The 17,714-nt window shown below is 50.0% G+C and carries 7 protein-coding genes; 3 read left to right on the top strand and 4 right to left on the bottom strand.

The genetic code is table 11. The annotated features are described in order from the left end of the window. Window positions 1-230: 230 nt before the first annotated feature. The 4 genes from ACZMIG_RS04090 to ACZMIG_RS04075 form a co-directional block, all read right to left on the bottom strand. Window positions 231-4,133, bottom strand: coding sequence for a pectinesterase family protein (locus ACZMIG_RS04090; RefSeq protein ID WP_487889112.1), 3,903 nt, complete (start codon window positions 4,131-4,133; stop codon window positions 231-233). After that, the gene (locus ACZMIG_RS04085) at window positions 4,130-6,058 is read right to left on the bottom strand and encodes a rhamnogalacturonan acetylesterase (RefSeq protein WP_487889111.1); all 1,929 of its coding nucleotides are present in this window, start codon (window positions 6,056-6,058) and stop codon (window positions 4,130-4,132) included. Before ACZMIG_RS04085 ends, ACZMIG_RS04090 begins: the two co-directional genes overlap by 4 nt. A gap of 382 nt (window positions 6,059-6,440) precedes the next feature. Next, a complete protein-coding gene (locus ACZMIG_RS04080) occupies window positions 6,441-10,289 on the bottom strand; it encodes a hybrid sensor histidine kinase/response regulator transcription factor (RefSeq protein ID WP_487889110.1) in 3,849 nt (1,282 codons plus the stop codon). Window positions 10,290-10,361: 72 nt separating this feature from the next. Beyond that, window positions 10,362-11,240 (bottom strand): AraC family transcriptional regulator, encoded by an 879-nt coding sequence (locus ACZMIG_RS04075; RefSeq protein ID WP_487889109.1) that lies wholly within the window; start codon window positions 11,238-11,240, stop codon window positions 10,362-10,364. Between the two features lie 801 nt (window positions 11,241-12,041). On the opposite strand from ACZMIG_RS04075, the gene ACZMIG_RS04070 reads away from it, so the two are divergent. From ACZMIG_RS04070 to ACZMIG_RS04060, 3 genes are all read left to right on the top strand, one after another. Beyond that, a complete protein-coding gene (locus tag ACZMIG_RS04070) occupies window positions 12,042-13,367 on the top strand; it encodes a T9SS type A sorting domain-containing protein (protein WP_487889108.1) in 1,326 nt (441 codons plus the stop codon). A gap of 120 nt (window positions 13,368-13,487) precedes the next feature. Further along, window positions 13,488-15,332: an Omp28-related outer membrane protein gene (locus ACZMIG_RS04065; RefSeq protein ID WP_487889107.1), complete on the top strand. Its 1,845-nt coding sequence runs from the start codon at window positions 13,488-13,490 to the stop codon at window positions 15,330-15,332. 35 nt (window positions 15,333-15,367) lie between these two features. After that, on the top strand, window positions 15,368-17,131 hold the full coding sequence (locus ACZMIG_RS04060; protein ID WP_487889106.1) for a choice-of-anchor J domain-containing protein: 1,764 nt from the start codon (window positions 15,368-15,370) through the stop codon (window positions 17,129-17,131). Window positions 17,132-17,714: the final 583 nt, after the last annotated feature.

The raw sequence follows: 17,714 nt of genomic DNA, 5'->3' as shown, positions 1-17,714 counted from the left end.
TATAGACGTCCGTGTTTCTGACATCAGAGTCACGGACGTTTTTCATATATAGGCAATAAATGCAATACGCTCTGCAACGGTATTAACATCAAAGAATGCGTCAACAGCCGATGACATAAAAAACTTTCGGATAACAGAATATAAGGTACATTAAAATAAAAGGCAAAAAGAAGGCCCCGCCGGACAGCAGTTCCGGGCGGGGCCTCACCATAAATAAAAGCCAGACAAATTTACTTCACGATAGTTTTTGAAACCACCTTGCCGTCGGCAGTCTTGCCTGTAACGATGTTGACACCCTTGCGGTAGGTGTTGAGCTTAACACCGTCGGCAGAATAGATGCCTGTAACGGTTACGGCCTGACCGGCCTCAACGCCGTCGATGCCTACAGTTCCTTCAGATGCCTTTCCGGCCTTGCTCAGTCCGCCATACTCGTTGACAGCCTGAATAAGATATTCATCGCCGTCAGTATAGCTGCAAGATGTGGCAGTGGTGAATCCTTCCACGCTGCCGTTCTTGGTTATAACGTAGCAGATAGCATAAGGCACGGCATCCCATGTGATGGTCTGCTCAGACTTGCTGATTACCGGAACAGGAGCGTCGCATGCCTCTGTGATAATCTCCGGCTGCCAGTTGTCGTCGCCTGAAAGCACGTTCTTAACAGTGTATTGTGCTGCCTCTTCGTCGGTCAGAGAGTTCTTTGCATATCCCTCCACCTTCTGAGTCTTGTCGTCGTCGGCATAATAGTAGTAATAGCTGCGGCGCTGTGACAGGTCTACGGGGTTGCCTTCGCCGTCAACGGTGTTGTAGTCGGCAAAGATAGCCGGTATTGCACCCATTGTCTCATACCATCCTGTGGCAGGTATGGTAACCTCAGCCTTGGTGTTGATGAACACGGTCTTGGGCTGGTCGTGCCACGGGCGTCCGAGCCATACAGAAGTTTCTGAAGGCACGCCGGGAGCGGTAATCACGTTGTTCATGAACACATAGCCCCATTTAGAGTCGCTGTTGTGCGATGGAGCAACGATGTATCCGCCGTCCTTGCGCACGATGTTTAGCGTGTCGCCGTCGAAATAATAGTCGCCGTTGTTGTAGATAAAGTCTACCGCACCCTCTATGAAGCAGTTCTTGACATAAGCACGGCAGTGAGAGTCGCTCGGCGTAATCCATGTATCCTGATAGCTGTACATGCCGCAGTTGTTGAACACCAGGCGGTCGTTCTTGGTGTTAAGGGCCAGAGCCTGCGGTCCGGCATTCTGCTCAACGCCATAAGAGTTTACGAAGCTTATGCCCTCGAAGTAGAGGTTCTCGGCACGTGCCACGAACGTAGCGCCTACGTCTACGTGCAGCGCATTGTCGCCTCCGCACAGCTTATCGTCGCTGATAGACACCTTGTTGCGGTCTTGTCCGATGAAATGGAGATAAGGCTTCGATACAGGCACATCTACATGCTCCTTGTAAACACCTTCCTTGATGAAGATGAGCCACGGCTTTACGCGTCCCTCGGGAGCTGCGTCTACAGCAGCCTGCACGGTTGTGTAGTCGCCTGTTCCGTCCTGTGCAACCACAGCATCGTAAACACGTGCCTCGGGCTGTTTGCGCTCCATTGTGGTGAAGGTGAGGCTTACGCCCTCGAAGGCGTTGCCCGTGCGGTCTTCAATGGCTCCGGCAGGCAGTGTGAACGTATAGTCAGTAGAATATTTCAGACCTGTATATTTATATACAACTGTCTTTCCGCTTACGGTAGGAACAATCTCCTCACCGTCGAGAGTTGCCTTTCCGTCGTTGGCGGCAGCCACAACTTTCTCGTTGAACGTAAGTATCACAGAACCGTTGGCCGTAACGTCCTTAGCCTTGTCGGCAGGAAGTGTAGACACCAGTTTTGGCGCCTCGCCGTCGTCAACGATGTTTCTGTCAGCCAGCACGAATATTTCTGCAACGGCTGTTCCGTCGAGATTGCTCTCGCTGCCCACGAGCTCTGAAGTCCAGTCGGGCATGAAGCGTATGTAAACGCGGTCTTGTCCGGCAGCGTCGGCAGGCAGGTCGAACTCGCCTTCTGCCCATGCGCGGTAAGGCAGAGTGTATGTGCCAAACTTAGTGTATGTCTGCCCGTCAATGCTGTATTCGGCATTTACAATGCTGTGAGCGTTGAAGTCGTCGCCCACGGCAGCCGAAAGCTTGATGTTAGAATATTCTTTTGTAGAGAACGAAATCTCGAAATAATACTTCTCGCTGAGATCTCTCCACACGCGTGCGGCATATTTTCCGTTCTGTCCGCCCTTCTCTGATCCGCATGCGAGCCATGAAGAAGTGAGGCCCTCGGCATTGCGCAGCGACAGCAGTCCGGCGTTGTCGCTCTCAGCCTTATAGTCGGCAGCGCGCTCCTTGGCAGGAGTATCGCTGTAAAGGTCCCATCCTACGATATAGTCAGCGCAAGAGAATGTGGCAGTAACCTGCTTGTCGCCGTCCATGCTTATCTCGCGCACTGCGTCGGTAGAGTTGTCTTCCCAGTTGGTGAATGTCAGAATGCGATTGTTGAGAACAGTGAGCTTCACGTCGGTTCCTTCCTCATAATAGTGAACGCCGTCAACGACATTGCCCTCAGGACTGAACTGAACGAGGTTAGTGTTGGCTCCGCCTTCAAGTGTGAGGTTGAGCGCATAAACGTTGTTTTTGGTGTAAACGGCAGTGAGCGATGTGTTCTCTGAAATCTCGAATGTATAGGGATTTTCGGTAGAAACCACCTCACCCTTGTCGTTGTTCCACGACTGGAAGTGATATCCGAAGTTCTCTGTGGCAGTAACAGTGATGCTTGTGCCCTCGTCGAACTCTGTTCCTGAAGGATTAGAAGATACGTTGCCGGCACCTTCCATGCCCGACTTAACCGACAGGGTGTATACGGGAACGGCAACAGGAGTGCCCTCAAAGTCGGCAGTGATGCTTACGTTGTTGATGGCGAGCTGCTTGCCTGCGTTGAGGTTATATACATAAATGAATATCTCGAGCTTGTCGGTGAGCGTTCCGAGCTGCGACAGGTCGTAGTCGTAGCTTGAGAAAGCCGGGTTTCTTTCAGGATTTACATTCGATGCAATGGCCACTTTCTGGTCGCCGCTTACGGCATAAATGTCCATTGTACCGCCGCTTGTACCACACTTTGCAGCGTTGAACGTAATCTTTTTAGGTGTGAAATTGATGCCTTTCTTGGGCACAACGGCAAAGCTGATGAACGAGTTTTCGTCTAGAGCGTTGTTGATTTTCTCTGTGGGTTCGAGCTTTGACATCACCTCAGGGTCGCACTTCTGTGTGCCGTTGAGCATAAGTTTGCTGCCGAGAGTGTAGCCTGTAGACGACAGAGCCTCGGGAACAGAAGCCTCGGCAGAGGTAGGATTAGACGCACCCTCGTTGAAAGGCCATGCCACTGTGGCGTCCTTGGCGCTGATGCCCTGTGAGCTTTCGTCCTTTTCGGCGCTCACAGTGAGCTGCTTCAGGTTCCAGTTGCTCACCAGTCCGTTGCCGGCTATGAGACGTACTATCACCTTGTCCTTGTTGTTGGCCGACAGCTTCACGGTGTTTTCATTGTATATCCACCAGTTGGGGGCTGTGGTGCCCTTGCCGGCATCAATCCATGTCTCGCCGCCGTCGGTTGAGAACACGGCCTCGATGGCAGCCTCAGCGTTGCCGCCGTAGCCTATGGCATAGGTAAGAGAGATGTTCTTGTAGCCCTTTGTGGGGAAAGACACCTCATAATATACATTGTGCTGCGAGGCATCGGTGTAGTCGGTGATGTTGTTTGCCTCGCTGTTCTCAATGCGCATCACCTTGTCGCCGTTGCTGTCAGATACCTGCCAGTATCTTGACTCCGACTGTGCCGACAGCATGTAGCTGCCTTGTTCGCCCTCGAATACGTTTGGATAGAAGTAAGGTGCCTGGTCTTTAAACCATGTTGCACTTATCTCTGCCCACTCGTTGCTGTTGGGCACGTAGACCGTCTTGCCGTCTACGTCGGTTTTGTCATAGCCGCTTGCAAATGTCCATTCTGCGAGCTTAGCTTCCGTCTGCGCCAGGGCACCGGTCGGGAAGCACAGCGACGACAGCATGACGAGCAAGCCGCATAAGCTGATTTTTACGCTTTTCATAATTGTTTACTGATTGTTTTAATATAGAATTTTAGTTGTTTCAACCTTTCCGTCGGCATATTCCTTCTTAACGATGTTAAGTCCGGGACGCATATCCTGGCGCATTGTGCCGTCTGTGCCATAATATATATTGTGCGCACGGGAGCGGCATTCTGCGTCAGCTCTGAGCTGATGCCTGTGGTAGAGTCGACGGCGATGCCGTGTATCGTAACGTCGCTCAGACAGATGGTCTTGCCTGTTGCGGCATTGTTATACCAGGGATAAACGCGTATGCGGAGAGTTTCGCCCTCGTTGACCGACAGAACCGGCATTGAGCATACATACTGCATGTTGTTGGCAGGCATGCTCTTCATCTCGAAGATGTTTACAGGATTGGCGAAGTTTTCTTCCTTCGAATAGTATATCTTGCAGCACATGCCGTTGCCGCCACAGCCGCATACAAACATCGACATGGAGTCTACCTTGAGCGTGGTGCCCTTTGCCGGCTGAACGGCAAATTCGATATAGCGGGTTGAAACTTCGTCGATTTCACCGGCAGGCCAGCTTTCGCCCTCGATGACATTGCGCTGTGTCTTGCGTGATGCGTCGAAACCTGTCCACTCGGGCCATGTGGTGTTAGTGTTGGGTGCAGAATATTTCTGAAGCGTCATGCCGCTGTACGACTGTCCGAGAGTGTTCATCGGACCTGTAACCTCGCATTCATCGTCTTTCTCAAGGCGCCAGTATGCCTGAACGGGCACGCCGCCCTCGAGCACGATGCTTGTGCCTGTAACGGGTATGATGATGGTCTTGTCGCCGCTGGTTACGGTTATTTCTTCGTTAATGGGGCCTTCTTCGGCAAACTCGCAGCGTGCGTAGAACGTGCCTATCATGTTGCCTTCCTTATAGCTCATGCTGATGCTGCCAGAATAGCTCTCGCCGTCGGCAGACACCTGCAGGCCCTTGCTTGCCGTAATGGTTACGTTGCCTTCGGCCGGCTGAAGGTCGAAGCCGCTGATCTGGAATTCTTTTACAACGGTCTGTCCCTTGTAAGCCTCGCCGAGGTCGGCCTTCGACGGATTGACGCTGAGGTCGCTCGTCAGGTTGATATACTCGGTCAGGATGCCCTGCTTCTGCAGGAGCTGTGCGCAGAGGCGCGCAATCAGAGTGGCTCCCATGGCCGAAGTGTGGGTGCTGCCGTCGCCGTCGAAGAGCAGTTCGTTGGCCTTGGCGTCGCCGTAACTTTCGTAGAGTTCCTTCGTTGCGGTGGTCAGGTCGATGTAAGAAACGCCCATTTCATCGGCAACCAAGCGCATCTGATAGGGATAGTCGTATGTATGGTCGTCCTCGCCAACCTTGTTTCCCTCCTTGATGCCCGATGCAGTGAGCAGCGAGAAGTCGTCGCCCAGGTCGTGACGGCCGTTGCGGCGGATGGTGCTGCCCGTGAAATATTTGCGGCAGATGGCGCCAACGAGCACCGGAGTGGCACCGAGGGCGCGTGTCTCTTCAACATATTTGCGCAGATATTCCTTATAGGTTCCGCTGGCAGTGGTGCCGCGATAGTCGGTGGCATCGGCCTTGGCCTGGTCGCCTATGCTCTCGTAGTAGGCTTTAACCTCGTCGCCGTCCATGCCGTCGTTCTTCTCGTCGTTGTGTGCAAACTGTATCAGCACGTAGTCGCCGGGCTGTATCTGCTTCTTGACCGACTCCCAGTAGGCGGCCTCCTCATAGAAACTCTTGCTGCTCGCGCCACTCTTGGCACGGTTGTTCACCGTTACAGCGTCGGTGAAAAACTGCTGGAACATCTGTCCCCAGCCGCGCGTAACGGTTGTCGACTCGCTGTATGTGGCCATCGTTGAGTCGCCGATGGTGTGCACCTTTATGGCCATCATCGACGTTGATACCAGCATACCGGCTGCTAAAAGCGTAGATTTAAAAAGGTTCATAAGTGTAAGTTATTTTTTAAGGTTATAAATTTCGTAGATAGTTTGACGTAGATTTCGGCGGCAAAGATAGTTCTTATTTACCGATGAAATGGGATAAAAATTGTTTAGAAAGGCGGACTTTTCATCATTTCGAGCCTATAAGCGCCTGATTTCGGGCGTATTGTTGGTGTGCGGAAATACTGCTGAGATTATGCGGAAAATGGCGGACGGCTTATAACATAACGAGCAAGGATTTTGTAAAAGGCCACGTTTTACAATGCAAAAGGGCATGTTTTGGCACGCAAAAGGCCGTCTTTTAGAAGGTAAAAGACGGCCTTTTGCAACACGCTTATTATCAGACAGTTACAGAGGTGATGTTGATATAGGCTGAAAACACTGCATATCAGCCGCGCTGCGAATATTTTTTGCGATAGTCGGACGGCGTCATGCCGGTCTTGGCCTTGAACGTGCGGCCGAAGTATTTCGGGTCGGTAAAGCCTACTGAATATGCAATCTCCGAGAACGACATGCGGCTCTCAACTATCAGCCGCTCTGCCCTGAGGATGCGCATGTGGCGCACAAAGTCGATGGGCGACATGCCGAAGAGCGACTTCACCTTGCCGTAGAACACGGTGCGGCTAAGGGCCATGGCCCTGGTTATGTCGTCTATCTTGAGTTCGGGGTCGGATATGCGCGGCTCGAGATAGTCGACAAGCCGGCGCGCAAACTCCTTGTCGGCATCGGCAATGCCCGGTGAGTCGGCCTTATATATAAGGTGGCCGTCGCCCGCGGCATTGAGCTTGCTGACGTATGCCTGCTGAAGCTGGCGGCGCTGACGTATGATGTTGTCGACACGCGACTTCAGGTAAGACACGCTGAAAGGCTTGGTTATATAGTCGTCGATGCCCTCGTTAAGACCTTCTATGCGGTAGTTGATGGCTGTTCGGGCCGACAGCACCACTATAGGTATGTGGCATGTGTCGGGACATGCCTTTATCTTGCGTATCATGGTCATGCCGTCCATCACGGGCATCATGATGTCGGTGATGATGAAGTCGGGTTGGCGGCTCTGCGCCATCTCGAGTCCTTCCTGCCCGTTGCGTGCCTCAAACACATTGTAGCTCGACGAAAGACTGCTTACAAGGAAGTAGCGCAGCTCTACGTTGTCTTCAACCACGAGCACGGTGATGCGTCCTGAAGCAAAGTCGAGACCGCTTACGGTGGCAGCAGACTGCGGCATATTGTCAGAAACGGCCATTTCATCGGAGTTTTGTGGCGCTGCATCCACATCGTCGGCAGCGGCATCGAGCTTCTTCAGATCGAGCGACTTGTTCACGAGTTCGAGCATGCGCACGGAGTTTTTCTTCACAAATTCGAGATATGTACGGGCCTTGGCCGACAGCGGTTCCTCGCTCAGCACCTGACCAACGGGGCCGTCGATGAGCGTCAGAGGGGTGCGCAACTGATGGGATATGCCCGTGAAGAAGCGCAGCTGGCGCTCCTTGAGCCGCTTTTCCATTGCAACGTTGCTGCGCAGGCGCCACACGTAAAACAGCGAGAATATGACGGAAAGGCCAACAAGCACATACAGGAGCATGGCCCAGCCTGTCTCCCAGAATGTGGGATGAACATATATCTTAAGCTCGCGGGCGTTGTCGGTCCACACGCCGTCGGAGTTGGTGCTCTTCACCACGAGCGTATACTTTCCTGCGGGAATGTGGCTCAGCGACGCGCTGTGGCTCATGCCCGTGTAGCTCCACTCGCTGTCGAGCTCCTTTATCCTGTAGGCATAGCGTATCAGGCGGTTGCCGTCGTAGTCGAGTGCCGAGAAGTAGACAATGGCGTTGCGCTCGCCTGCCGGAATCTCGAGCACGGTCTTGCCGAGTATTGGCGTTATCTGCTGCTCGCCCTGAAACTGCACACCGCTGAACACTATCATGGGCTTGTAGCGGCTCTTCTTTATCTGACCGGGGCGGAACGACAGGTAACCACCGATGACACCGAGGAAAATCTCGCCGCCACGTGACGACACATAGGGCTGAGCTTCGGTGAAGCCGATGTCTTCTTCCCAGTCGTTAGAGCCGTAAATCTCATATTGACCGGTCTTCTGATACAGCTTGTCGAGACTGCTCTCGCGCACAAGCCACAGATTGCCCGCTGCGTCTTCGACAACAGCCTGTATGGTGCCTTCCTCATGCTCTATGCCCTCAACGCGCCTGAACGGGATGTTGTCGCGAAGCAGACTTGACGCCTGTGCAACCTGAAAGCCGCCGCCCATGGTGGTGGCATATATCCGCCCCGACGACCTGCTGATATAAGTGTTGAGCACGTCGGAGGCAAGCAGCGACGTGGTGTCGCCCTGAATGTGCGTCGTATAGTAATATCGCATCGACGGAAACTTGTCTACACGATGCGACATGGTAACAATGCCGCCGAACGTTGACGCCACCATTATTCCGCCGGGGGCGGCTGATATGCGGCGCATGCGGTTGTAAGCCTTGTCCTTGAAGGGCGTCATCACGTTGTTGCCGTTGATGAATGCCATGCTGCCGCCGGGCTTCATGGCTGCAATGTTGATGCCTCCTCCATAAGTGGCCACCCACATACGGCCGGCGTCGTCTTCGCAGAAGTCGTATATGCTGTCGCAACTCAGCGACCATTTGTCGGTGTAGCTCCTGGCATAATGTGCCAATCCGTTTCCGCCACGGCCTCCATACAGCACATATATGCCGCGGCCCTTGGTGCCAATCCACACATTGCCGTAGCGGTCTTCGCGCAAGGCGTACACGCCCTCGTCGGTAAGACGCACCGGCACACCGGTCAGCCGGCCGTCGGGCGAGAGATACATCATCCTGCGGCTTACGGCATCGGTAACGGTTACATAGCCGTTGTGCATGCCTGTCCATATCCGTCCGCTGCGGTCTTTCATCACCGAACGCACGTCGGCATCGCGCACCGTGGGCGTAAACTTGAAGCGATAATAGTTAAAATTAACAAGTGTAAGATTATGATTGCCCGTAAACCAAAGGTTGTTCTGTGCGTCCTTCTTATATTTCAGGATGTAGCTTACGGGCAGACGGTTGCTGTTTTCGGCATTAAGATTGTAAGGAACGAGACATCCGCGGGCTTCATCATAATAAGAGAATACGCCGCCGTTGGGTATCACCCACACCGTGTGGTTGTCGTCTTCATGAAAAACAGGATAACGGCTCGTGGTGCCCATCCATCCGTCTGCTTCCGACTGAAGCCATCGAACGCTGCTTCCGTCTGGCGAAACAAGACTAACACCCGGTCCTGAAGAATATGCCCAGGCACGGCCCCGACTGTCGGTAAACACCTTCTTCACATCGGCAGACGGCTGCGAAGGATGCTGAACGGACACAAGACGAAAACCTGACGTGCGAGTGCTGAACACGAGCAGTCCTTTATCACAGGCCAAGGCAAGCTTGTCGGAACCGAAGCTGCACATGCCGTTTATCTTTGTTACCGGTGCAGGAACGCTGATCATGCGCAGCCGGTCTGAATAAACGCCGAAGCGGCCGTCGCGCGATGCAAAATAGACCTTGCGCCCCACATGGCACATATACTCAAACTTGAAAGGAAGAAGCACCTTGCTGCCGTAAAGCCCAACGCCGTTGTCGGCAAACACCCACTCGCGCCCGTTTCCGTCGGCCATTACTTTTCGTATAGGTCCCCGATATATCGTCTTGCGCGTGTCGATAAGACTTACGCCGCCGTGGTTCTTTATCTTGCCCTCATCTATGCGCAAGTTAATGTTGCCGTCGCCAAGTACCCATGCATGGCCGTTGGGCAGCGATATAATGTTGCGCACCGGAAACTTATGTCTGACCTTGTTGCCGACAAGCACGTCGAGGTCAATATAGCGGCAGGTTGTGCAGTCGAACAGATAGGCCTTGCCGTCATAGGTGGAACACCAGATGTCGCCGCAGGAGTTTGGACGGATAAACTTAAGGCGGTTGGAAGTAAGCACCTGGCCCGCACCGAAGTGCTCGCGGAAGCGGCTGAACTTATAGCCGTCGTAATTACATAGTCCGTTCCATGTTGAAACCCACATCATGCCATCGTCCGAAAGCCCAAACTCCGATATGTTGTTGGCAGGAAGTCCGTCATCGATGGTAAATGTCCTTACCTTGCAGTATGGCTGCGAAAAACAAGACGAAGCCGTGGCCGCAAGCAAGAATGAGGCCGCAAGAATATAAGTAATGATTGGTTTTAAGTAGATTTTCAACATATTCGAATTAAGAAACAAGCGCTGCAGGCAAGTAGGACAAAGCCATGAAGGCGGCCGTCGGCCGCCTGTCCATTACGACTTACGGTAGGACATGGGCGACATACCGACATGCTCCTTGAAATATTTTCCCATGAACGACTGGTTCGGGAAGCACATGTCCTGCGATATCTCCTTTATGCTCTTGGTCGTGTTCTTCAGCAAGACACGCAGCTCCATCACAACGTAGTTGTCTATCCAGTCGTTATGAGTGCGGCGGCTCACCATCTTCACCGTCTCAGAAAGATACTTGGCGGTTATGCACATCTCATGGGCATACCATCCAACTCTTCTCTCCGAGCGGTAGTTCTGCTCTACCAGACGGATAAAGTCAGAGAATATGGCTTCGGCACGCGTGGGCTTCTTGTCTGACCTGAGCTGTATTCTGTATATGGCATTGCTAAGGTCGTAAATCATGGCAGATATGAGCATCCTGACCACATCACGGCGGAAAGGCCTGCTGCCGTCGTCAACCCTATTCTTTATCATTGTGAAATAGTCGACCACATCTTTAACCTCGTTGGGCTGAAGCATGAAGACAGGATGACTGCGCGAGAATAGAAACAGAGAAGACTGCTCATGAAAGCCCTTAACAATCTCATGAAAGAAATCGTAAGACATCATGATGGCTATTCCCTCAACATCGTCGCTCCTCTGATAGTTGTCAACAACCTGACCTTCGTGTATAATCATGGCCTCACCTGCATGCACACACTGTTCTACGGTGTCGGCAGTATAGCGGAAGCTGCCCTGCAGGCACAGTCCGATAATCAATCCCATGTTGCGGCTCGGCTCACACGGGACCGGCAATTTTCCAAAATTGTCGAACAATATAATATCATCGTCAATACGGCTGAAGTTATATTCCTTAGCAACCGAAAACGTTGAAACAGATATTAATCCCTTTTGTCCCATTTTTCCAAAATTTTGTCTTGCAAAGATAACAAAATATCAGCCACCATCAAATTAAAATCAAAAAATAATCATTGTATCGACAAGGTTTATTTTTTCCATAATATAAGGTGTCAACACCCTTTGCCAAAACCTTACCGGGCATTACACAGATAAAAAATCTTGACATGGTCATACATCACAAGGAAACTGACATGAGAAGCCAAAGCAACAACTCACAAACCGACGGCTTCACAAAAAAATTATATTCAAAAAAATATAGCAAATGCCCTTCAAGGCACAGCGTGAAAAAGGCAACATATAGAATAAAGGCATGCAAAATAATGTAAATCTTTCTATTTTAAAGCATGAATTATCACCATACAATTATATACAAAAGTCGATATTTTATATATAAACCACCAAACACGCCTGCGATATGTTAAATAGCATTTATATATATTCATTTTTGGCATCACTTTTGCTTGCCCCATACATGCCCGTGATTAATGTATTGTTAACACTTATTTGCGCCTCTCGCATATTATTACCATCTAAAATATCTTTGTTTTTGTACCGAAAAAACACTAATTCAATCATTTTGTTTTTATTTTACGCTATATATCGTCTAGATATCATAAAATCGTCACATCTTATAAATTAAGCATATTTATTAAAATAATTTAATTTTATCATATTTATTACAAATAATCATTACTCTTATAAAATAATTTTGTATCATTGCAAACAGAAACTAAGAGCAGCATATAAGTTTCTTACTTGTTGCTATAAATCTATGCAAATTAAAACCAAACTAAAGTGCTTATGAAAAAATTATTACTTTTAGCAGCAATGGCAAGTTTAGCTTGCGGTGCATCAGCCCAAGAAGAGGCAACCCTTTACAACTTTAACGATGCAGTTTTCATTATCGAAGGCTATGAAACACCGGTTTGCGGTGTATTTAATCATGTGTCAAACAATGGCAAATATGCCGTTGGCGCAGACGATCAGATTTCGATGACGAGCTACTACTGGAGTGCTGACGCACCAGACGTCATCAATATGGCCTGGGATCCTTCAAGAGGATATTCAACTCTTAACGACGTAACCAACGACGGAGTTATGGCAGGTAGCGTTGACTCGCTGCTGACAGGTGAGACTTATGTAAGACAATGGCCTGCTACATTTACGCTTGACGGAGGATGGAAACTGTTACCTGTACCTGAGAATTATTCTTCTGACCAGTCGAACGAATTTAACTCTATGCGCACAATCAACTGTGTACGCGCCGTTTCATCTGACGGAAAATATATGGCCGGACAGGTTTATGTATCAACAGGTGAGATTGACGAAGACTTCGGCATTGAGAAAGTTAAGTTGCTGCCTGTCGTATGGGAGAACAACGAAATAAAGAAGGTTTATGACGACCTCGGAATAAACACATTCTATGTGTACGGCATCAGTGAGGATGGCAGCACTGTGGTAGGTGTCAATACTGCTGAAAACGGCGGACAGAATCCTGCATACATCAAAGACGGCAAGCTATACAACGTGTTCAGCTGCGACGACCCTGAAACAAATACATTCAACGGAGGAATACTTTGCAGCATCGACGCAGAAGGAAACATGTACGGCTACTTCCTTGATGGCAATGACACTTATAAATATTTCAGCGTAAAGGCCGACGGCAGCATCGTATATTTCGACCAGCTGGTTACTTGCGCAGGAGGCGGATATAAATTCGGTCCGTCTGTTGCCTATGACGAGAACGGCGAGGCACAGGCTGTTCCGGCAGGCGGCATGTATTCACTTCTCGACTGCAGCACTGACGGAAAGGTTCTTGCCGGCGGCGAGACTATAGACATTGGTTTCGGTGTTGTAAACTGCCCCGCTATGATCGTTTCAAAAGGAGCTACCGGCATATCTAAGCCTGAGGCTGTAAAGAGCGATGTAAGCATCGACTACCGCAAGGGCGGAACACTGTACGTAAACGGCGAATACAACAGCGCTGAAATATATGGCGTTGGCGGCAACCTCGTAATGAAAGGCGGCCAGGGAGAAGCATTCAACCTGTCATCTCTGCCTTCAGGCACTTATGTTGTAAAGGTTTCTTACAACGGCGGTTCTAAGACATTCAAGGTGTTACGCTAAAACAGCACTAACATCAAGCTGATATAATGTCGGCTGAAAATCATTTTGACATAATGTGACAGGCAGTGCGTCCTGTCACATTTTCAGTTTTGTCTGCAAGTTAATTCACAATGAACATTTATGCATAATTATATTTTATCGTCAGCAACGCGCTACGTCAGCAAGATTATCTTAACGCTGGCACTGATGCTGGCTGCTACACAAACGATATATGCCGACAGCATGAAGCTGGGCTACTGCGAGGGCAACGCCGTGTCTTTCTACCCCGCCGCTAAAGAATCTCCGGCTGGCGGTTCGGCCGTATTCTTTCCCGAAGCGCTTATGCAGGCATATAGCGGCACGGACATCGTATCGTTCCACATTTGGTCAAGCATCATGGAGCCTTCTACCGTACACTTCGCCATCAGAAGCAGCCTTGACGGAGGCGAGGCACTTTATGAACAGACAGCCACCCTTGAAAAATACGGATGGAACGAGGTGCGCCTTGAAAAGCCGTTCAGGATAGACGGCAAGGCGTTTTATATGTCTTATCTCGTAGAAGGCATACTGAACATTCCGTATGCCCTGAGCCTTGTAGACGGCGAAGAGTATATCTGCACCGACGGCTCTGAATGGAAGCCGAGCGTAGAGGGATTCAGCGCAGCGTTTTATGCCACAGTAGAGAGCGACAATCTGCCGCGCTGCAACGTCAGTCTAGGCAACATTGTCATGCCGGGATACGCCCGGCTGGGCGAGCCGCTGGCCTTCTCGGGCGACTTTATCAATCTTGGTTCCGTGCCGGTTGAGAGCCTTACGTTCACCTATCACGTTGGCGACAGCCTGGCAACAGAGACGGTAAGCGTGACGGAAGTGAAGCCGCGCGGCACAGGCACATTCGAGATGAACGGACTGCGCATCCTGTCTGAAGGCGAACCACTGGTAAGCGTGGAAATATCGGCTGTAAACGGCGAGGCCGACTTCGCCCCGTCTGACAACACATCGCGCACGAAACAGGTGCTTTGCCGCTCCATAATGCCGCAGCGCAAGGTGCTGCTCGAGGTGTTCTCTACGGAGCTTTGCACCAACTGCCCTACCGTTCACAAGCAGATTTCTGCCGTTGCCGACACATGCGAAAGAATCATAGAGCTGGGCCATCATGCCGGTTTCTACGAGGACAACTATACCATAGCAGCAAGCAAGGAGTATGAGTGGTTCTACAAGGAAGGCAGACTCTACGCTCCTGCCGTGATGCTCGACCGCACGGAGATGTCGGACAATTATCCCGACATTTATTCTGACGGAGTGCCTGTGGTGAGCGTTGGTGCATCAAAGCTAAAGACTCTCTATGCCGAACAGAGCTGCGCACCGGCATTTGTATCGGTTGAACCTACGGTGAAAACGGACAAAAGCGGCAACATACTCATCCATGTTGAGGGTGAGCAGCTTATAGGCACTGACGTAGAATCGCCACGCCTGTTCGTCTTTGTTTCTGAAGACAGCGTCTACTCTACCAACCAGAGCGGTGCATCCGGCGGATATTACCATCGCCACATGGCAAGACAGAGCGTAACGCCGACATGGGGAGAGCCTATTGACATAAAAGGCTATACAGCCGACTATACTGTTCCTGTGCAGACCGGATGGGATGCGGCCAGATTAAGCGTAGTGGCGTTTGTAGCCAACTATGATGCTGAAGACAAGAACAACTGCCGCGTGCTCAACGCTGAAGAGGCAAAGGTGCCTTATGAGGGCGTTGCAGGAATAGAAAACGCCGTTGCTAAGCCCATGCACGTGTCATGGGACGGCAGCACACTCATGGTAAAAGACGGATTCAGCCGCCTTACTGTATGTGACATGTCGGGCCGTCAGGTCTACTCTGCCACAGCAGACGACACTGCCGACCTCAGTTTCCTCGACCGCGGATATTACATTGCCACAATCGTATGCGGCAACGGACAGGAAGTGATGAAACTTATGGCAGACTAATAACATAAAAAATAAAAACAAAAAAAAGAACAATAATGAGAGTATATCGTTTTTTCACAGTGGCTTTAATATCGTCGCTCATAGCATCTCTATCACTGACATCATGCAGTGATGACGAAAACATAACAATACCCGAAACTCCAGATACAGGAGTTTCGCCTGGAGAAGAATTTAGAACTGATGACAAAATTATCTTTTCATGCGACTTTCAAGATACAGAGAAGGCAAAATCACTCTTCAATGTCTATGATTTCAGCAACCTTGCCCCAACGTCATTCATGGCCCAATTGGGCTTTAGCACCGGCAACCCATGGATATTCAAGCTTCAAGACAGCTACACTTCAAAAAATTACTTTGCCGGTGCCACATCAGCTTACAATCCCGCAGGAGCTGCAGACGCGTGGCTAGTAACCAAAGCCATTGAAATTCCTGACAGCGGGTATGTGCTTTCATGGAAGTCTGAGGCTCTGGACCTTAACAAACGTGACGGTCTTCAGGTTTACATCTCTGAACGCGGAGGCAATCCTGAGACTGACTTTGGTGAGCCTGTATGGCAGATTGACGAAGAACAAGCCGGTCCGACGGAAAGCATCGACGGAGAATGGCAGGAACATAGCCTGCCGCTCGACAGCTATGCCGGCAAGACTATATACGTGGCCTTTGTAAACCGAAGCACCGACAAGAGTATAATATGTCTCGACGACGTAATGATAAGCTGTCCGCGTCCATACATCGTCAGCCTAGATATGAAGCCGATGTATGCAGCTGACGAAATAGAGATAAGAGGGCATATCACCGCCGGCGATTCTGCAATCACGGAATATGACATACATTACACCACGGCTGACTCGATTGTACGTACAGAGCATTACGCAGGACTCAACCTACAACCGGGCGAAAGCCATTCGTTCATATTCTCAACAAAACTTAAACCAACCGAAAAGGGCGTTTACACGAAATTTAAGGTGTGGGCTAACGTAAACGAACTTGAAAATGTTGGCGTTGAAGATTCTGTGGCCGCGGTAAATTTCATACCGGCACACAGAATATTGCTCGAGGAAGGCACAGGCATGTGGTGCGGATATTGCCCGCTGGGAATGCTCGCCACAGAACATCTTAATGAACTTTATCCAGACACGGTGATAGCCGTAACTGTACATCATGATGATGTACTTTGCGATACAGACTACGACAAAGCTCTTGGTTTCATGAATTTTCCGTCAGGGCTCATTAACCGTAAGACGGCATGCCAGCCCATGTCACTTGTAGACGAGGTTTATTATTTAGAGGGTGAAGGAACATTCCTTAACTCTGTCCAGGCCACACTCAAAGATTATGTATCTCTTGAGCCATCTATTGAAAGCGCCATCATCTCCGGCAACAGCATAAATGTAAAATCGTCTGTCAAGTTTGCTATCGTTCCTCCTGCCGGACAAGCTTATCGACTTGTTTACATTCTGACTGAAGATAATGTAGTGCCTAACGGTTCACAGCATAACTATTTCAGCAAATTAAGCCTACCGGTATTAGGAGAGTTTGGCAAAGGGGGAAAATATGGTCAGGAATACATTGTTGGTTTGCCGTATTATGATGTGGCACGCGGCATCTATCCTGAGTTCAAGGGAATGGATAGCGGCCTTCCGACCACTATTGAAACCGACAAGGATTACGACATTTCATATACAATAAATCTTGACGATACATCTTACAGCAGCGCAGAGAATCTATATGTCACAGTTGCCGTGCTCGATGCTTCAACTGGCTATGTAATCAATTCTGTGCGTAAGCAAGTGAGATAAAAAACAAGTAACTTACATACGGTCTCGAGGTGTATCGTGAATGATAATTCTACACGATGCACCACACACATCAAACATATATGCCGCCATGCGCAACAAGCCGGACCGATGCCGGTTCGACAGCGCAGGGCGGCATTTCTTTTTCACTATTTTACAATGCCGATAACGCAAAGCATAATACAGCACGTGGACAATGTTGCATGAAAGCATCATTGAACATCTATGACGCAGGCAGAAACAAGTTTATTGCATGAATTTCTCACACGGTATATGCACCGCAAAAGAAGCATAGCTTCAAACGGCCGAAAATTCGAAAGGGAAACACGTCTTTTTAATTAACAAACAATCATCTGAACAGCGATTAAGGCGTAAACCGAAAGCAAAATATAACGTATTGGTTTCAAATCATTAACCTATTGTTTTCGGGTCGTAACTCGGCCACTTTTGATGCAAAAGTGGCCGAGTTTTTATGTCTAAACCAATGGTTTGTTTGTCGGCAACAAGACATCTATACGGCAGCTACAGCGCTGGCAAGCTACAGAACGGCTTTAATTCAGCAATGCAACCCCTTTCATGATACTGT

Source organism: Xylanibacter sp. (assembly GCF_057607445.1).
Note: the sequence above shows the minus strand (reverse complement) of the source record. Positions and strands in the feature narration are given on the sequence as shown.

Excerpts from the sequence above, each read along its gene's own strand:
- ACZMIG_RS04090 (WP_487889112.1), bottom strand. The coding sequence starts at position 4,133 with ATGAAAAGCGTAAAAATCAGCTTATGCGGCTTGCTCGTCATGCTGTCG.
- ACZMIG_RS04085 (WP_487889111.1), bottom strand. The coding sequence starts at position 6,058 with ATGAACCTTTTTAAATCTACGCTTTTAGCAGCCGGTATGCTGGTATCA.
- ACZMIG_RS04080 (WP_487889110.1), bottom strand. The coding sequence starts at position 10,289 with ATGTTGAAAATCTACTTAAAACCAATCATTACTTATATTCTTGCGGCC.
- ACZMIG_RS04075 (WP_487889109.1), bottom strand. The coding sequence starts at position 11,240 with ATGGGACAAAAGGGATTAATATCTGTTTCAACGTTTTCGGTTGCTAAG.
- ACZMIG_RS04070 (WP_487889108.1), top strand. The coding sequence starts at position 12,042 with ATGAAAAAATTATTACTTTTAGCAGCAATGGCAAGTTTAGCTTGCGGT.
- ACZMIG_RS04065 (WP_487889107.1), top strand. The coding sequence starts at position 13,488 with ATGCATAATTATATTTTATCGTCAGCAACGCGCTACGTCAGCAAGATT.
- ACZMIG_RS04060 (WP_487889106.1), top strand. The coding sequence starts at position 15,368 with ATGAGAGTATATCGTTTTTTCACAGTGGCTTTAATATCGTCGCTCATA.